The sequence below is a fragment of the Hydrogenivirga sp. 128-5-R1-1 genome, from assembly GCF_000171895.1.
In genome coordinates this window covers 1-16,800 of the sequence record NZ_ABHJ01000016.1, presented here as the reverse complement: position 1 = coordinate 16,800, position 16,800 = coordinate 1, and the positions used below count along the sequence as shown (strand labels likewise).

Here is a 16,800-nt window from a genome sequence, read left to right as displayed (position 1 = left end):
GCGTGCAGGAGAGGTACATAGTGGTTGAAGGCAGGGGTGGCACAGTGAAGCTTATAAGAACGGAGTATGAGCCTGAGGAAGTCCTCAAGAAGGGAGGGAAGAAGAAATGAAAAGGTTATTAGTATTGCTACTTATGATATTTTCCCTTTCAATCTCACAGACTATTGAGGAGATGAAGTTTGAGGGCGTTAAGCTTGACACAGTGGTAAAAGCCCTCGCTAAGGTCGTGAAGAAAAACGTGATAATAGACCCGAATATAAAGGACTTACTTAAAACAGACGTGAATATATACATACAGAAACCTCTCAGTGTTAATGAAGCGTTCAATCTCATCCTTAAAGAGTATGGGCTTATAGCTGTTCCCGTAAACGATGATATTTACAAGATAACCAGAGCTGGAGAGCTTGAGATAAGCATAGGAGAGCTTGATGAGTCTGACATAGAGAAGATAATAGAGCTCCTCAAGAGAAGGGTTAGCGCATCGGCGGAGATAGTTATAGATAAGACCCTTAAGACTCTGTATGTGCGAGACAGCGAGAAGAACATTAAAAAGCTTGAGAAGACTTTAAAGAAATACATTGACAAGCTCCTTGCCGAGAAGGCTATAGGTATAGAAGAACGCCCCGAGGCTGTGGTTACTAAGGTGTTCTACCTTAAAACGATAAACATAGACGATGCTGAGCAGTTGCTTGCGCCCCATATATCAAAGGAGACCCTTATAACCAAAGCTCCAACCTTTAACGCTCTCGTTATAACAGACACGACCGAGAGGATCAAGAAGTACGAAGAAGTTTTAAAGGAGTTTCTGGTAACCTCCCCCGCTGCACGGAAGCCTGTCACAGAGATATTCTATCTGAGGTATATAAGCCCGGCGGAATTCATAAAGATGATAGAACCTATAAGGTCTGAGGCAGGGCTCGTGCTTACGGGAGGGGCTGTAAAGATTGAAACTGCCCAGGGTCAGGGTCAGCAGGCTCAGGCAAAGGAGAAGGTAACGCCAATCCTGAAAGAGTTCAACGCGGTGATGCTAACGGACTACCCTGAAATTATAGAAAAGATAAAAGAGCAGTTCAGTGAGTACATAAGCGACGTGCCACCGCAGGTGAAGATAGAGGCGCGCATACTTGAGGTCAGGAAAGAGGTCGTGCGGGAGCTTGGGATAAACTGGAGTGCCCTTCTTTCAAACGCGAAGGTTCAGCAGAGCTGGTCGGGTGGAGCTGGTGTAAACCTTGGAGTTGGTCAGGCAGGAGCTATAACACCCAGTTTGAGTGCGACCCCGGGAGGCATACTGACGTTTACGTACGCTAAGGGCGCTCTAAACGCACTAAATTTGAGATTGTCTGCTTTTGAGAGACTTGGAAAAATCAAGAGTCTTGCTAAACCTACTATAGTTACTATAAATGGGCAGAATGCGGTGATAAAGCAGGGTCAGGAAATCCCATACCAGACAGCTGTTATAGCGGGGGGAAGTTCTGTGCCAAGTATTCAGTTTAAAGAAGCTGTTCTGGAGCTTAATGTACTTCCGATAATATCCCCCGATGGAAGGATACTACTTGATATGGAGCTTAAGCAAGAAATTCCTGGTGTTCAAACTCCCATAGGACCTACTATAATCAAAAAGCAAGTTAGCACCAAGGTTATAGTTAACAACGGTGATACTATAGTTATAGGTGGCATTATAGATTCACTGAATAGAAACACGAAAGAGGGTGTTGCAGGTCTTGTGAGAGTACCCATACTTAAGTGGCTATTTGGTCAAGAAAGCAAGCATATACAAGATATAGAACTACTTATATTCATAACCCCTTCTATTATAACAGAATAATTTTATAATTTTAAAGCTCTTTCTTGTATATAAATTCAATTACAGCCTTATCTGTGCTTCCCTTTCTTGAGACTTCTATCCTAAATGCATAGATTATGGAGTTCAAGCCTGAAGATTCTCCCAGAAATTTAGCTGTTACAATATAATCGGGCAACACAACACCTACAATGTCGATATTGTTATTTGTAGTAGAACAAGGCAGATTGTTACATGTAAGGGCTACAGGTTCTTGTCTTACATGGGCTATAATGTAATCAGCTATACCTTTTGCCACTTCAAGAGATGATACATACTTTTTAGTAGTGCCAGATATCTGCACACTTTGAGTAATAATATACATAAGTGCAGCTATGAAGCTCATAGCCACGAAGCTTAAAATGACAGCGGATACAAAAGCTATTCCGTTCTGTGATTTCAAGCCTACTTACCTCCCAAGTTCATGGGTTTAACAGATAGCTTGATAGTACGCCATCTGTAATTTTCAAAATCAGATAAAGGCAATTTCAATTCTTGGTTTCCAATACTGACACACTTAGCAGAAACATCTGTAGAGCATGATGTGTAATTTGTAAATGAGAAGTTCCTATCCTTAGTGCCTTCGTGGGCTAGTATATAAACGTTAACCTTCTTTATCTGATAAAAAACCTCGTTTCTATCCACACCATTTCCATCTGAATCTAAATCTTCAAAAAGAGCATTATAACTATCTATAACTCCATCTCCATTTGTATCTATGTCAAAAGTAACTTTGAAATCGGAAACACAATGAAGCACACTAACACCTGGACCATTATCAACCTTGCGTTTTAAGTTCCGTGTACTTGGATGACATGTAGGCAATGTATCATTGGTAAGCTCGTAAGTTATTTCATAACAAACTTGAGAAGAGCACCCATTGGGTAAATCTTCATACATAACTCCAATGTATGAACCTGGGCTTGCTGCAGAGTTAAGACTTGCAATATTACCGTTGACTGTAAAATTCTCAGAATCTGCATTTATGAAAACAAAATTTGAATTGTAAACATCTACATTGTCAGGATTTAATACTACGCTACATGAACTGGAATCACATTTGACCAAAATCCATGGAGAATACAGCTCTCGCGTGAGATTTAATACGCTCCTCAATGTTAAGGAACTGTTTGTGCTGTCCCATTCAATAGGGAGCTTAAGCTCGTTAGCCCCAATACCATAACCAGCATGTTCAATATCAATTCTCATAATCTCTAGTGCTATATCCGTTTCTATCTGAGACTCAGCAGTTTCTGAGGACACCTTAAAACCTTTGAATAGATTGATATAAGTTTGATATATCGCCCCCAAAATGAGCAATGTTATGACAATGCCTACAAGAAGCTCAATTAAAGTTACACCTCTACTATTCATGACTAATACTCAATCACAGACTTTAGTCTGTACAGATACTGTTTACCTATAAAGTCCCAGCAAACTAACACATCTACTTGATATAATCCAATAGACTCATCTACGGGTATAAGATCCCAAATTATTTTGAATGTGTGTTTAGAATCTCTAATTGCAACTTTATATAAGTTTGCTCCAGCGTTGTTTGTACAGGGTACACTTACATTTATTACCTGTGAAACATTACAATCCAGTTCTAAATTTAGATCTAACATTTTACCCCTTAAGCTTTCTAAACACTCCTGAGCAACGGTTTTAGCCTCAACAATGAGAAGATTCCTGGTGTCAACCATTTTCGCAACCATTAAGCCATTTAGCAAGCCAAGCAAAACCACAACAAATATAAACGTTCCTACCAGAGTTTCTACTATAGTGAAACCTCTATTTAACTTTACATTCTCCATTTTCCATTTTCCCCATCTTAACTCTAACTAAATGACCTTTAACACAGTCGTAATCTGAGTCTATATCATCATCTAAACTTATGGTTCGGTTTTGGCTAGTGTTTTTTATCACACCTTTGCTTGTTATTTCCATTTGCCCACTAAAATTGTTAGCCAGTTCAATACATTTATCTATAACATTGCCAATTTTAGAACAAACCTGTTTGCCACTTGCCTCTATCACATAAGATTGTCTTTTAACAAATGCCTCTTTCCTTTTAAGTTGAATAAATGAATATATTTTTTTAACGTCACCCTCTACACTTATTCTTTTTCTCCACTTATTAAAGTTAGGTATAGAAATACCTAATATTATTGCAAGAATAGCAATCACTACGATAAGTTCAATAAGAGTTATCCCTTTCATTTTTCTATCCATAAAAGTATTTTACCTTTTCCACTACCGCCTCCACCTCCACTTCCATTTCCACCTCCACCTCCATTATTTTTATTTCCTCCTCCTCCTATGACTGGTGGTGCCGTTTCTGGAGGCGTTCCAATAAATTCCTCAGAGGAAGCGTTGCCCAGCTTGGTTATGTCTATTGTCTTTATGTCTCCACCTGAGAGCGGGAGGATAATCTTTCCCTTGATTTTACTCGTATTTAACGGATAAGCATCACAAGTATCATTGAGAGCTTGTCCCGTTGCACAGTTCAGTGCCCATATTCTTGTCTTACCTCCAAACTTACAGCTGTTATTCAAGGGGCGCGTGGAAGTAAAGAGGACTACATTGAAGTCCTCCATGACCACAGGGTCGGTTATTACCTTCTCTCTAAGGTATGAGCTTGTAGCCTCTTCTAACGCTATCTTCCAACTTTGGGGTGATGGGTTCGTTGTGCAGGCAGAAGATGAATTTGACGCGAAGTTTGCGTTTGGTTTACACCCGTTGGCGTCACACTTTAATGCCACACCGTATATATGGTTTTGCTGGCTCTTAATGTTATCATCAAGCTTTGAGAACCATTTCCCTGAACCGAAGAATAAGTAATAATTGTTAAAGCACTTCATAGACTCAACCTTTGCAGTTATAGGAGCATTTTCGCTCTCAAAGTATTTTGTGAATTTCCATTTTTTAGGATCTGAATCTCGCACATCACCGAATATCAGCCCACCACCCCACTGGCTACCACTTTGTTCTGCATAACCAAATGCTATGTAATCTGTATAACCGTCCCCGTCTATATCTATGCCTTCTGTAAATAGTCTGCCTCCGAATGCATTGTTTATTTGGCTGCCGGTACCACTACCTGCCTGGCTTGAGGTGAAGGTGTCAATGGTGCGGGTCAAACTACCTGTGTATAAGTCCAATATAAATATAGTGAGGTTTTGAGTTGAACCCCCTTTGTGATCCGTAGGTCCAGAGGCAAACATTACATAGGTATTATTTGATTTCTTTATTATTCCCGGACCTGAATATGCAAAGCCAAGTTTAGGGTCTGTAAACTCCCACATAAAGATCGGATCCTTTGGGTCTGTTATATCAAGCATAAAGTAACCAGACAGCCCATAACAGGGAGAGTTATTTAAGCTATCAAAGTTGCTGCATTCCGTTGTTAGATTACAAGTATTAGCACATATATCCTTTAAGTCATTAACCCCTTCAGAGGGGCAGCTCCAGAACGGTGGATTTACATCACTGCTCCCTGTTCCTCCGGTTGCCGCTCCAAGCCTGTAACCACCTATAAGGTATAATCTATTTCCATCTTTGTACAGATAAGGAGTAAGATCAACATAGTAGAGATGGCAGTAGAAATTATCAGATAGGAACCTTAAATAGGGTACTAAGTTGTAAGGCACAAACGCCCACAGCTCTTTGCCTGTGTTGTCATTAGTCACAAGTTTAACTATGTCCCCGCTAAGGAAGTCTATATTTTCGGTGGTCAGCGAGCCTACTTCAAAGGCATGGAGCATACCATCGTTCGCTCCCACGTAAACCACACTCGTGTTTGGGTATTGGACAAATATGGGTGTTGAAAACATAATGTCTCCAAGTTTCCAAGTTTTTGTGTTTACTGTCTTGCTTCTAAGCCCATTTCCTGGATCCACCCCTCTTATGTAGTCAATCATTGTTGAGTAATCGTTGTTGCTATTTAAACACGTGTCTATCAGGCTATTGAACATATCCACACCGGACGTGGCACTCTGCCAATTGGTGCATACGGTATCACTTGCACTTTGCGGTATGCAAGGATCAGGTAAGCCCAATAGTGCTAATGTATAACCACCTTCGTTTTTTACAAACTCATCAGCATTTGTGCTTGAAAATTCCTTCAAACAGGTAGGATTTGTATTAACATCGCAGTTAAGGTCGGGAAAGTATATAACTCTATTTGAAGCATCGGTCTTCCAAAGCTCTTCACCGAACTCAAACAGGTAGTTTACATCTTCCGGGTCTTTATATGTATTAAACAGGGTGTCTTTCTCTCCGTAGTCGGTCACGTTGAATACATCTATATTTAGTTCCAGCTTATCGTTAAGTTTAAACTCCAGTATTTTATCCTTTGTTTTGTTCAGTATGAAGTTGTTATCGCTATCCTCCCTCAGGGTTAGGTCTTGTAGATAGAGCCAGTACCCGAACAGCTTGCCTGTCCAGTCCACACCATTTTTTCGTGTGTAAAATAGAGCCTGTCCTATAACCAGTCCCCTGTACTTGGCAACGAGGTTCCCTCCTTTACTCCTCTCTGCAAGAACACCCAAGGAACCTCCGGAGTAGTTGTACTTAACTATTGACGCAAGTATGTCTGCCAGGGCTTTTTCAAACTCTTCACCGCTCTCGGCAGAGTAGAAATAGTCGGGTATGCCATCTTTGTCTTTGTCCCATTCTTTACACCTGTTGTCGTAAGTCCCATCTGGGTCACAGTTGGGCCTGGGGAAAGATATGTCTCTACTATCGCTGCTCACGTTTACATCGTAAGGATTGTTGTCTCCATCTTCGTCTAAGAAAGAACCTGCAGCTGCTACGGTTTGCATAGAGTTCTTACCATTTCCGCTATTAGAGAATGCAAAGAGGGTAAATATATCAACTGATTGTCTTCCCCCCAAATCACTCCTGAGGTCGTTTATGTGCATATACCTGGCAGTTCTGTCTGGATCATTGCCGTTGTTCCAATACCCATCGGATATAAGGATAACAACGTTTTGTTTACAGGGCGACAGCTCACCAAACTTGGTATCCCAGAAGGGGTCTACTTCAGAACCCTTATTTATGTAACCAGTGTTGCTTTCATAATTTGAAGTACAGTTATCCCCCCCATAAGAATCGTCTTGGGCTATATAGTCAATAGTTTCACACAGTGCAGGACCCGTTGGTGTCGCTCCCCATGGAACCTCATTTTCCAGTCTTGAAGCCAAGTCATCCATTGCATCTAAAGGATCCTTTGCCCTATATTCGTGGAAACCGAACCTTATTTCCCCTCTTCTGTTAAATTCACTTATACCACTGGCAGAGTAAACTATTAAAGCATAATCAGCTATATCGGCATTCTTTTGTAATATTCCTTTCTTCTCGTCAACTGATACCTTAACCCTAAGCCATGCGTCTATTATTTCACCCACCTTGCATTTATTTGTATCGCTTACATTACTTATAGTTATCTGCATATCGTTGTTATTAAGCTCCGATGCAGTATTTATGCTTAAGTAGTTATTGGGCCTTATATAAAACCTACACCCAAGAGTATTTTCCTGAATCCTTCTGTAAGCTCCTCTTGGCTTTAACAGATAGAAGTCTTCTGATCCGGTCTGACCAATAGGAGGCTCATCTTTGAATTCCGCTTTTCCCCCTGTAAGGGCTTTTAATGCAACGTCGTACCTTGACATGGATATCCAGTTCAACAGGCTGCCCGATACACAATCAGCCCCACCAACGTTGTCTGTATATGTGCAGCTGTTGTTCTCTTCCCAGTATCCACCTGTTGAGTTGTACCTGTAGTACTTACGGGGGTTGAAGTAGCCGTAGTACCATATATAGTTTCCATTAGAATCCGTCTGATCATAGTTCTTGGTTTCATAGTCAGTGTTTGTATCATCACAGGCAGCTACCCTTGTCCCACCGAAACTATCCCACCCACAGCTAAAGTGAGCAGGCAGCTGCATACTACCTGAGTAGTCCATAACTATGATAATGTTTGGTTTAGAGGCTATCTCCACGTAAGGGGGCACGCTACAGTACCTCTGCATGATCTCCTTTTGGGTTAAACCGAAGGATACTCCTAAGGCAAGAAGTGTATAAATTAGGACTACGTTTAATCCCCTCATGTTAAAAATACTCGCACATGCACGTGAAATTTTCGTGAAACCAGGATATCAAAACTCAAGCACAACCAGGAAAGTCCTTTTAACTCGGAGTCGCATCTTTATGCCGAGCCTCTGTGCTATGTACTTTGATATTCGCAACCCAAGTCCAGAACCACCCTCAACATCGGATATGTCATTTCTTATAAATATGTAAGTTTTACCCTTATGGTAACAAACCTTAATGTGCACAAATTTTTCCGAATACTTTATTGCGTTTTCAACCAAATTGGACAACAATATTTCAAGATATTGTTTGTTAGAGTGTATATGTCCGACTCTCCCCAGCGTTAGTATAACTTTATCTGTGTACTTTGTAAGTATTGCGTCCTGTATTAAGCTCTTTATGTCTATTTTTTCCTTAGACAGGCTGGCATAGTTAAGTAAATTTAATGTATTTACAGTCTTCTGGTAACTGTAAGATATATCTTCTGTGCTTCGTAATAGCCTCTCAATTGGGGGGTCTTTGTATTTGGAAGCTAATATGGACAAATTTAACCTTACAGAGGCTAAGAAGTTTCCAAGCTTATGGGTTATAGCTAAAAGCATTACTTCTGTTAATTCCCGCCTTTCCCTTTCTGCGTTCACGTTCTTAAGGACAAGTATCTGGAAGGCATACATGGTTACAAAGATAAGGAGTGCTTCCCATATAAGTACCGGCATTACTGTTTTGTAGATACGCTCGTTTAGAGCGGTTTCGTTAATGTATATGTACCTGTCTCCAAATTTCGTGATCAGCGTCTTGCTCTTTGCATCAATTATGAGTTCATTTGAAACCTGCACGTAATCGGGCATATGTCTGGGGATGCTGATATAACAATACGCATTGTCGTAAATGAACTGTCTTATTGTTTTTTTTAAAAAAAGTATCCCAATAACATTAATAGCCGATAACGATAGGATAATGACTAAAAGCGTGGTTATGAATATCTTAATTTCAGACTTCATCCAGCATATACCCTATGCCTCTAAAGGTCTTAATTGATCCCGGTGGTAACACTTTTCTTAACTCCTTTATGTATGCCCTCACTACTTCAGTTCCGACAGGTCTATCTTCCCATATACAATTGAGTATGGTTTCGTTGCTAACTACTTTACCTTTATTTTTCAGTAAGAGCAATAGTAATTCCCACGCTGTCTTTGTAAGCTTTATTTCAATGTTACCCTTCTTTAGAACAAGTCTTTCAAGGTGTATCTCCGTGTCACCGATCTTTACAATTTTCTTGTTTTGAACTCTTCTAAGGAGTGCTTTTATCCTGAGCATGAGCTCCTTTGGGTCAAAGGGTTTAGTTAGATAATCGTCAGCTCCCAAGCCAAAGCAAACTTCTTTGTCTCGCATAGACCTTTTTGCGGTTAGTATCAATACGGGAGTATCAATTCCATAATCGCGGATTTTCCTAAGTATGTCCTCACCACTTCCAAACCTCAGCATCAGGTCTAACACGACCACATCGTAGGCTTCGGCAACTGTGGGATCGTAAAATTCCCTGTCGTCCTGTATCCACCTTACTTCACAGCCCTCCCTCTCAAGGAACTCCTTGAGGCTTTCCCCGAGGACGGGGTCGTCCTCTATAAGTAAAACCCTCATCTCCCCTTAAAATTCTAATATACCCCTTAAACTCCGTGGTATAAGCCTTTACCACTTGACCTCTATCATAACTGAGTGCCTGTGCAAACAGATATTAATATCTGTAAAATCTAAAGCCTAAGGAGGTGCTGAAATGAGCTTTGAATACAATGAGAAAGTACTTGACCACTTCCTGAACCCCAGAAACGTTGGTGTTCTTGAAGATGCTAACGGTGTGGGGCAGTGTGGTAACCCTGCATGTGGGGACGCTATGCTCTTTACCATAAAGGTGAATCCCGAGAACGATGTGATAGAGGACGTCAGGTTTAAGACCTTCGGTTGTGGTTCCGCCATAGCTGTCAGCTCCCAGCTCACCGAGATGATAAAGGGAAAGGACATAAACTACGCCCTGAACCTTACTTACAAGGACATATTTGATGAACTCGGGGGGCTACCTCCCCAGAAGATACACTGCACCAACCTTGGTCTTGAGACACTTCACGTTGCCATAAAGGATTACCTGATGAAGCAGGGCAGGGAAGAGGAAGCTGCCAAGATACCTGACTGTTACGAAGAAGAGGAAGAGGAGGAACAGGGCGAATTTGAGTTCCTCAGCACATAAGATGGAAAGGGTACGGGCTGTCGCTCTTCTGAGTGGAGGGCTTGACAGTAGCTTAGCCGTCCGCATACTTCAGGAGCAGGGGGTAGAGGTCAAGGCGCTTCACTTCTACACAGGCTTCTGCATAACGGAGCATAAGAGGCGCCTTGGTCTCACGAAGAAGGACGGGCGGCAGTACGTCAATCCTGCGTTAAAGGCGGCAGCCCAGCTCGGAGTTCCCCTGGATATAGTTGACATATCTGAGGACTACTACAATATTGTCTTGAACCCTAAGTTCGGGTACGGGAAGAATGTGAATCCTTGCATAGATTGCAGGATATTCATGCTCAAGAAGGCAAAGGAGATAATGGAAAGGGAGGGCTACCACTTCGTAATAACCGGCGAGGTTCTCTATCAGAGACCCATGAGTCAGACACCGGACAGACTTAAGCTCATAGAGAAGGAATCAGGGCTTGAGGGCTACATACTTAGACCTCTATCTGCGAAGAGACTGCCTCCCACGATCCCCGAAATAAAGGGCTGGGTTGACAGGGATAAGCTCTACGGGATAATGGGAAGGGGTAGAAAGGTGCAGATGGAGCTCGCTAAAAGGTTCGGCATAGAGGAGTACGAACAACCTGCAGGAGGGTGCTGTTACCTAACCGATGAGAACTACGCTTTCAGGTTTAGAGAAGCCTTTGCGACCGAAGGCAGTATAACGCGGGACGACCTCATACTGTTCTCCGTGGGACGCCATATAAGACTCCCTTCGGGAGTGAAGATGATAATTGCAAGAAACGAGGGAGAGGTAAACTTCCTGAAGGGTTTCAAGAACAGATACAGCCATGCCTACAGGAGGGATGGCAGGGGGACGTTCGCCCTTATAAAGGGTTACCCCCCCGAGGAGGAGCTCCAGATTATAGCGGACATCATAGCGAGGTACTCTAAGAGGGAAGAATGTGATATAGAGATGAAGCTCGGAGATAGAACTATAGTGCTCAGGGGTAAACCCCTGGAAGATGAAGTGATAGAACAATTTAAGGTATACAACAAAGAAGGAGCGGTGAGATGAAGGTTGACGAGATAAAACCGGACGTCGTCCACGACGTGACTGGGACTTACTGTCCCGTGCCCATAGCCGAAACCGCAAAGCAGGTAAAGGAGATGGAAATAGGACAGGTTCTTGAGCTGATAGCTGACGACCCGGGCGTGGTTGAAGACATACCCGCGTGGTGTAACTCCACGGGTCAGGAATTTCTCGGCATGTACGAGGAGGATGGAGAGTATCATCTATTTGTGAAGAAGGTAAAGGAGCTGACATGACGACCATTAAGATCACCGACGACATACTTCTGAAGGAGCTCTTTGAGCTGTTCCCCGAGGCGAGGGATATACTTAAGGAGCACGGCTACAGCAAGATAGTTGAGCTTGATATTGAGGACGTGGTTGTTGACAAGCTTTCCCTTAAGGGCTTTTTAAGGCTTGCAGGCGTTGGGGAGGAGGAGTTCGGGAGCGTGGTAAGAGAAATTCAGTCTCTTTATAATAAAAAGCTGGAGGAACTGTGATGGTAAAGAGAGAGTTTGACGAGGTTGAGAAGGTTCTTGAGAAGATAAGACCCGCTCTCAAGGACCATCAGGGAAGCCTCAAGATAGTTAACATTGAGGACGGCGTTGTATATCTCCAGTTTGTGGGAGGTTGCTCTGACTGTCCCGTGGTTGACGTCTCTCTTAAGAACGTGGTGGACATAGCCCTGAAGGGTAACCTCAACTGGGTCAGGAAGGTTGAGATACTACCCTCCAAGATAGAGCTTTCATGAACCTGAAGGGTTCAGCCGAGATATACGGAGTTGTCGGCTACCCCGTAAGGCATTCTCTCTCTCCCGTCTTTCAGAATGCAGCCTTCAGACATCTCGGACTTGAGGCCGTTTACATACCAATAGAGATCAGCCCCGAGGGGCTCGGAGACCTGATAAACGGGCTAAAGGTCATGGAAAACTTCAAGGGGCTTAACGTCACTGTACCCCATAAGGAAGCGGTGCTTGAGTTCTCCGACTCTCTGAGCGAGGAGGTCAAGAAGATAGGGGCAGCGAATACCCTCCTCTTCAGGGACGGCTCAATAGAGGCTTACAACACAGATTGGCTCGGCTTTCTGAGGTCGGCGGAGCTCGTGACGACTCTGGAAGGCAGGAAGGTTTTAGTCCTGGGGGCTGGCGGCGCTTCCCGTGCAGTGCTTTACGCCCTCAATAGAGCTAAGGCGGAGGTCTTCCTCTGGAACAGGACGAAGGAGAAAGCCCTTAAACTTTCCCGTGATTTCAACGCCGATGTGGTTGATGACCTGGAAGACGCCCTTGCAGAATGCCAGGTCGTGGTCAATACGACGAGCGTGGGTCTTAAAGAGGGAGACCCTCCCCTGTTCAACTACGACCTCCTGAGGGGAGAACAGGTCGTAATAGACATAATCTACAGAGAGACCCCCCTCATCAAGGCGGCTAAGGGAAAGGGGTGCAAGTACGTCACGGGGTTTCCTATGCTGGTGTATCAGGGTGCGGAGAGCTTTAGGATATGGACAGGGTGTGAGCCCCCCGTAAAGATCATGGAGCTATCTCTCAAGGACTACGGATACCCTATAGAGAGCTCCAGAACTCCCCAGCGAACTTTATAGCAGCCCTCCTAAGAGCCTTAAGGATAAGGGCATCCTTTGAGGGTAGCTCGTCGGTTCTCCTTATACCCTTGGAGCACTGACGGGCTTTAGCCTTTCCCTCGTAAACTCCACCGAATATGAGGTTACCTGTTTTGGTTTCAAAGACCTTCGCTCCTATAAGAACTTCAGCCCTCCTCGTCACGCAGAACTCTTCCCCTCTTTTGGAAGACCCCTCTGAGAAGTTTACCTTCAGGGGCTCAAGGACTATGAGTGTGTTTATGTCCGATTCTTCCCCTATCCTGACTATCTCCTGGGGTATTTCGGCGGGTATCTTCTGAACTTCCTTACGCGTTATGAGGACGAAATCTATCTCCTTGCCGCTGAAGGTGCTCCTTATAGCGAAGGTCACGGGCTTTTTAAGGAGCTCCGCCTCAAAGGCTCTAACTGCAGCCTTCTGATAGGCGAACTCCACGTTGTCCCTCTCCAAGAGAACTACCTTCGTCCTGACTATGTCCGAATTGATTATCTTGTGTATGGGCGTCTTCGTGGTTGAGGCGCACCCTGTAAGGAATATTAATACCAGAACTAAAAGGTAAACTCCCCTCATAAGGCTGTATTTTAACCCATTATGACAAAGGTAAGGTTCGGGGAATATAATTTAAAGTGTGATGGGAGACATATACGCCCTCGGGGTTAACTTTAAAACGGCCCCGGTTGAGGTGAGGGAAGGGCTGGCATGCAACCCAGAGGAGATAAGAACCCTGCTCCCTTTGTTGAAGACCCGCTCGGGCGTGGAGGAGCTCTGCATACTATCCACCTGCAACAGGGTTGAGATATACGCATACTCCACGATGGAAGAGAACGTTGACTTACTTCTCTCTTTATTTTTGGAAGAAAAAGGACTCAAGGAAGCAAGGAAACACATATTCTTACGCAGGGGAGAGGAGGCTGTGTTTCACGTCTTCAAGGTCGCCTCAAGCCTTGACTCCATGGTGGTGGGGGAACCCCAGATAGTCGCCCAGTTCAAGGAGTCCTTCGGCATAGCCCGTGAGCTTGGAACCACCGGGAAGATACTCAACAGGCTCTTTGAAAAAGCCCTGAGGGCTTCCAAGAGGGTCAGGCTGGAGACGGGTATAAGCAGGAACGCCGTATCCGTGAGCTACGCAGCCGTTGAGCTTGCCAAGAAGATATTCGGAGACCTGAAGAAGGCTAAAGTCCTCCTTGTGGGTGCGGGAGAGATGGGAGAGCTCGCCGCTAACTACCTCAAGAGGATAGGCTGTCAGGTCTTCATAACGAACAGAACCTATGAGAGAGCTTTAAAACTTTCCCAGGAGCTCGGTGGCAACGCTCTCCGCTTTGAAGAGCTTGAGGACTTCCTGCCTAACATGGACATAGTCATAGTCTCAACGGGCGCCGACAGGTACGTCCTCACTGAGGAACTCATCAAGAGGGCTATGAAGCGCAGAAATTACGAACCCATGTTTCTGATAGACATATCCGTGCCCAGGAACATAGAGCCCTCCGTCGGCAGCATAGACGAGGTCTTCCTTTACGATATAGACGACCTCAGGGAGGTCGTGGAGAGCAACCTCAAGGACAGACTGAGGGAGGCAAAGAGGGGAGAGATAATCCTCTGGGACGAGGTTAAGAAGTTTATGAACTGGATGGAGAGTCTGAAGATAGAGCCGTTCATACTCAAACTCAAGGAGAAAACGAGGGAAATGGAGAGGGAAAACCCCTACATGCGGAGGCTCGTCTTCAGAGCTATCAGGGAAATGAAGAGAAATCCAGATGCAGCATCTATAATATTCAGGATATTCAACGAGGAGGTAAAGGATGTCAACGGAAGAGAAAGTTTATCCTATGTCTATAACAGAGCTGATGGAGCTTGAGGGGGAGAACGCCATAAGGGCGTACGTCCTCATAAAGGCAGACCCGAGAGAGATACCCTCAATAATGCTCGCACTCTCAACCTTTGAAGGCGTCAAGACGGCCGACGTGGTCACCGGACCCTACGACATAATAGTCTTCGTTGAAGTTCCCAATCAGGACGAGCTGGGAAGGCTCGTGATAAACAAGATACACTCCCTTGAAGGTGTTAGGGAAGCCCTTACCTGCGTGGTGGTGAGGATATGACCTACCCGAGGGTGATTGAGGAAGAGGACAGGATAATCGTCATCTACTCAAACGAACCCATTCATTCCCAGGAGGAGGACGAGGGGATACTGCTCTTTTACGACAGGAAGGGCGATATTGTTAAGATAATAATTCCAAAGGATGATGAACACCACCTCATATTCCTCTGATGCCTTCCTCATAGAGGGAGGAGCGACCCTAAAGGGAAGGGTAAGAGTATCCGGAGCTAAGAACGCCAGCCTTCCCATAATCTTCTCAACTATACTCACGAAAGAGACCTGCGTGATAGAGGACGTCCCCGACCTCCTTGATGTGAAGAACGCCTGTGAGCTTATACACCTCCTCGGTGCGGAGGGAGACAGGCTGAACGGGAGGGTTCTTATAGACCCTTCGGGTATAGACAGGTACGAAACCCCGGAGAGCATCGTCAAGAAGATGAGGGCTTCAGTCCTGAGCATGGGACCTCTCCTCGCAAGGTTCGGAAGGGCACGGGTAGCTCTGCCCGGTGGGTGCTCAATAGGTGCAAGACCTATAGACCAACACCTGAAGTTCTTTGTTAGCGCGGGTGCTCAGGTTCTCGTTAAGGACGGATACGTCAACATAGAGGTGGAGAGAAAGAAGCCTGCAGAGTTTGAGTTTGAACTCGTGACGGTTACTGGAACGGAGAATGCCCTCCTATACCTGAGCGGTGTTGAGGGGAGGAGCATCCTGAAGAACATAGCCCTTGAACCGGAGGTTATAGACCTCGTGGAAGTCCTCAGGAAGATGGGGGCAAGTATAGAGATAGAGGGCAGGACTGCCGTAGTTGAGGGCTCTGAGGAGCTGAAGGGCTTTCACCACAGGGTAATACCCGACAGGATTGAGGCGGGAACCCTCATGGTGGCATCACTGCTGACCGGCGGTGAGGTTGAGCTGGAGAACGTGCTGCCGGAACACCTCGGTGCGGTAATAGGTAAGCTGGAGGAAGCGGGGGCAAGGGTTGAAAGGCTCGGTGCCGACAGGCTCAGGGTCGTAAAGGTGGGAGAACTCAAGCCCCTTGAGATAATCACCGAAGAGTACCCCGGATTTCCCACCGACATGCAGGCTCAATTCATGGTTATGCTCTCGGTGACAGAGGGTAGGTCTATGATATACGAGAGCATATTTGAAAACAGGTTTCAGCACGTTTACGAGCTGAAGAAGATGGGAGCTAATATAGAGGTGAGGGGCAGGTCGGCTCACATAGAGGGGGTAAGGGAACTGACCGGAGCGGAGGTCATATCCACCGACCTGCGAGCCTCTGCATCCCTCGTTCTTGCCGGGCTGGTAGCCCGTGGCACAACTGTCATAAGGGACATACACCACCTTGATAGAGGTTACGAAAGGCTTGAAAAGAAGTTAAGGGAGCTGGGAGCCTCCGTTGAAAGGCTCCCCTCTCTCGTTAGCTGACCTGAACTTTAGCCTCTTTAGAGACCTTCACTTTGGGAATCCTTATCTCCAGGACTCCGTCCTTGTATTCGGCTTTAGCCTCTTCGGGCTTAACCTCCGTGGGCAGGGGAACTATCCTCTCTATTGTTCCGTAGAACCTCTCTACCCTGTAAACGTTCTCCGTCTTCTCCTCTCTCTCTTCCTTCCTCTCAGCTTTCAGGTGAACAGCGTTTTCCTTAATCGTGATGTCAATGTCCTCCTTCTTTACGCCGGGGAGTTCAGCCTTTACCACCACCTCGGAGTCGGTTTCGTAAACGTCAACCGGTGGCGCAAGTATCTGCTCCTTATCCCCTGCCGGGAATACGTCCTCTAAAAGCCTATCAAACTCTCTCCTGATCCTTTCAAGCTCCGCAAAGGGTGTCCATACAGCTAACCCTCTCCTCATCGCTTCCACCTCCTTTAC

General features: G+C 45.0%; 20 protein-coding genes. 11 read left to right on the top strand and 9 right to left on the bottom strand.

From position 1 onward, the window contains the following. Nucleotides 1-106 precede the first annotated feature (106 nt). Nucleotides 107-1,825, top strand: a complete 1,719-nt coding sequence (locus tag HG1285_RS06795; protein ID WP_032496770.1) for a pilus assembly protein — start codon at nt 107-109, stop codon at nt 1,823-1,825. 10 nt (nt 1,826-1,835) lie between these two features. Here the strand turns inward: HG1285_RS06795 and HG1285_RS06800 are convergent, their stop codons facing one another. Genes HG1285_RS06800 through HG1285_RS06830 form a run of 7 tightly spaced genes read right to left on the bottom strand, consistent with a single transcriptional unit; the run spans nt 1,836 to nt 9,577 of the window. Further along, nucleotides 1,836-2,243 (bottom strand): hypothetical protein, encoded by a 408-nt coding sequence (locus tag HG1285_RS06800; RefSeq protein ID WP_008288045.1) that lies wholly within the window; start codon nt 2,241-2,243, stop codon nt 1,836-1,838. Between the two features lie 2 nt (nt 2,244-2,245). After that, a complete protein-coding gene (locus HG1285_RS06805; RefSeq protein ID WP_008288044.1) occupies nt 2,246-3,214 on the bottom strand; it encodes a prepilin-type N-terminal cleavage/methylation domain-containing protein in 969 nt (322 codons plus the stop codon). A gap of 2 nt (nt 3,215-3,216) precedes the next feature. Next, nucleotides 3,217-3,657, bottom strand: a complete 441-nt coding sequence (locus HG1285_RS06810; RefSeq protein WP_008288043.1) for a hypothetical protein — start codon at nt 3,655-3,657, stop codon at nt 3,217-3,219. Continuing rightward, on the bottom strand, nt 3,635-4,075 hold the full coding sequence (locus tag HG1285_RS06815) for a prepilin-type N-terminal cleavage/methylation domain-containing protein (protein ID WP_032496769.1): 441 nt from the start codon (nt 4,073-4,075) through the stop codon (nt 3,635-3,637). The genes HG1285_RS06810 and HG1285_RS06815 overlap by 23 nt, the downstream gene beginning before the upstream one ends. Beyond that, on the bottom strand, nt 4,060-7,953 hold the full coding sequence (locus tag HG1285_RS06820; protein WP_008288041.1) for a PilC/PilY family type IV pilus protein: 3,894 nt from the start codon (nt 7,951-7,953) through the stop codon (nt 4,060-4,062). Before HG1285_RS06820 ends, HG1285_RS06815 begins: the two co-directional genes overlap by 16 nt. A 48-nt stretch (nt 7,954-8,001) precedes the next feature. Then, nucleotides 8,002-8,937 carry a HAMP domain-containing histidine kinase gene (locus HG1285_RS06825; RefSeq protein ID WP_008288040.1) on the bottom strand — a complete coding sequence of 312 codons (936 nt, stop codon included), beginning with the start codon at nt 8,935-8,937 and terminating at the stop codon, nt 8,002-8,004. Continuing rightward, nucleotides 8,927-9,577 (bottom strand): response regulator transcription factor, encoded by a 651-nt coding sequence (locus HG1285_RS06830; RefSeq protein ID WP_008288039.1) that lies wholly within the window; start codon nt 9,575-9,577, stop codon nt 8,927-8,929. Before HG1285_RS06830 ends, HG1285_RS06825 begins: the two co-directional genes overlap by 11 nt. Nucleotides 9,578-9,710: 133 nt before the next feature. Here HG1285_RS06830 and HG1285_RS06835 point away from each other — a divergent pair, with 133 nt between their 5' ends. Genes HG1285_RS06835 through HG1285_RS06860 form a run of 6 tightly spaced genes read left to right on the top strand, consistent with a single transcriptional unit; the run spans nt 9,711 to nt 12,815 of the window. After that, entirely contained in the window at nt 9,711-10,178 is a 468-nt protein-coding gene (locus tag HG1285_RS06835) for an iron-sulfur cluster assembly scaffold protein (RefSeq protein ID WP_008288038.1), read from the top strand. A gap of 1 nt (nt 10,179) precedes the next feature. Then, nucleotides 10,180-11,226, top strand: coding sequence for a hypothetical protein (locus HG1285_RS06840; RefSeq protein ID WP_008288037.1), 1,047 nt, complete (start codon nt 10,180-10,182; stop codon nt 11,224-11,226). Continuing rightward, nucleotides 11,223-11,477, top strand: coding sequence for a sulfurtransferase TusA family protein (locus tag HG1285_RS06845; RefSeq protein WP_008288036.1), 255 nt, complete (start codon nt 11,223-11,225; stop codon nt 11,475-11,477). Before HG1285_RS06840 ends, HG1285_RS06845 begins: the two co-directional genes overlap by 4 nt. Further along, a complete protein-coding gene (locus HG1285_RS06850; RefSeq protein WP_008288035.1) occupies nt 11,474-11,719 on the top strand; it encodes a DUF1858 domain-containing protein in 246 nt (81 codons plus the stop codon). The genes HG1285_RS06845 and HG1285_RS06850 overlap by 4 nt, the downstream gene beginning before the upstream one ends. Further along, entirely contained in the window at nt 11,719-11,970 is a 252-nt protein-coding gene (locus HG1285_RS06855) for a NifU family protein (RefSeq protein WP_008288034.1), read from the top strand. The genes HG1285_RS06850 and HG1285_RS06855 overlap by 1 nt, the downstream gene beginning before the upstream one ends. Further along, entirely contained in the window at nt 11,967-12,815 is an 849-nt protein-coding gene (locus tag HG1285_RS06860) for a shikimate dehydrogenase (RefSeq protein ID WP_008288033.1), read from the top strand. The genes HG1285_RS06855 and HG1285_RS06860 overlap by 4 nt, the downstream gene beginning before the upstream one ends. Here HG1285_RS06860 and HG1285_RS06865 read toward each other — a convergent pair. Further along, the gene (locus HG1285_RS06865; protein WP_008288032.1) at nt 12,778-13,401 is read right to left on the bottom strand and encodes a hypothetical protein; all 624 of its coding nucleotides are present in this window, start codon (nt 13,399-13,401) and stop codon (nt 12,778-12,780) included. The two genes, HG1285_RS06860 and HG1285_RS06865, sit on opposite strands and share 38 nt — an antisense overlap. A 61-nt stretch (nt 13,402-13,462) precedes the next feature. On the opposite strand from HG1285_RS06865, the gene hemA reads away from it, so the two are divergent. Genes hemA through murA form a run of 4 tightly spaced genes read left to right on the top strand, consistent with a single transcriptional unit; the run spans nt 13,463 to nt 16,358 of the window. Beyond that, nucleotides 13,463-14,686, top strand: coding sequence for a glutamyl-tRNA reductase (gene hemA, locus HG1285_RS06870; RefSeq protein ID WP_008288031.1), 1,224 nt, complete (start codon nt 13,463-13,465; stop codon nt 14,684-14,686). Then, nucleotides 14,631-14,930: an Lrp/AsnC ligand binding domain-containing protein gene (locus HG1285_RS06875; RefSeq protein ID WP_032496767.1), complete on the top strand. Its 300-nt coding sequence runs from the start codon at nt 14,631-14,633 to the stop codon at nt 14,928-14,930. Before hemA ends, HG1285_RS06875 begins: the two co-directional genes overlap by 56 nt. Beyond that, on the top strand, nt 14,927-15,100 hold the full coding sequence (locus HG1285_RS19725) for a hypothetical protein (protein WP_008288029.1): 174 nt from the start codon (nt 14,927-14,929) through the stop codon (nt 15,098-15,100). Before HG1285_RS06875 ends, HG1285_RS19725 begins: the two co-directional genes overlap by 4 nt. Next, a complete protein-coding gene (gene murA / locus HG1285_RS06880; RefSeq protein ID WP_032496766.1) occupies nt 15,072-16,358 on the top strand; it encodes a UDP-N-acetylglucosamine 1-carboxyvinyltransferase in 1,287 nt (428 codons plus the stop codon). Before HG1285_RS19725 ends, murA begins: the two co-directional genes overlap by 29 nt. On the opposite strand, the gene HG1285_RS06885 is transcribed toward murA, so the two are convergent. Next, on the bottom strand, nt 16,351-16,800 hold a 450-nt coding region (locus tag HG1285_RS06885), incomplete at its 5' end, for an Hsp20/alpha crystallin family protein (RefSeq protein WP_008288027.1). The genes murA and HG1285_RS06885 overlap by 8 nt on opposite strands.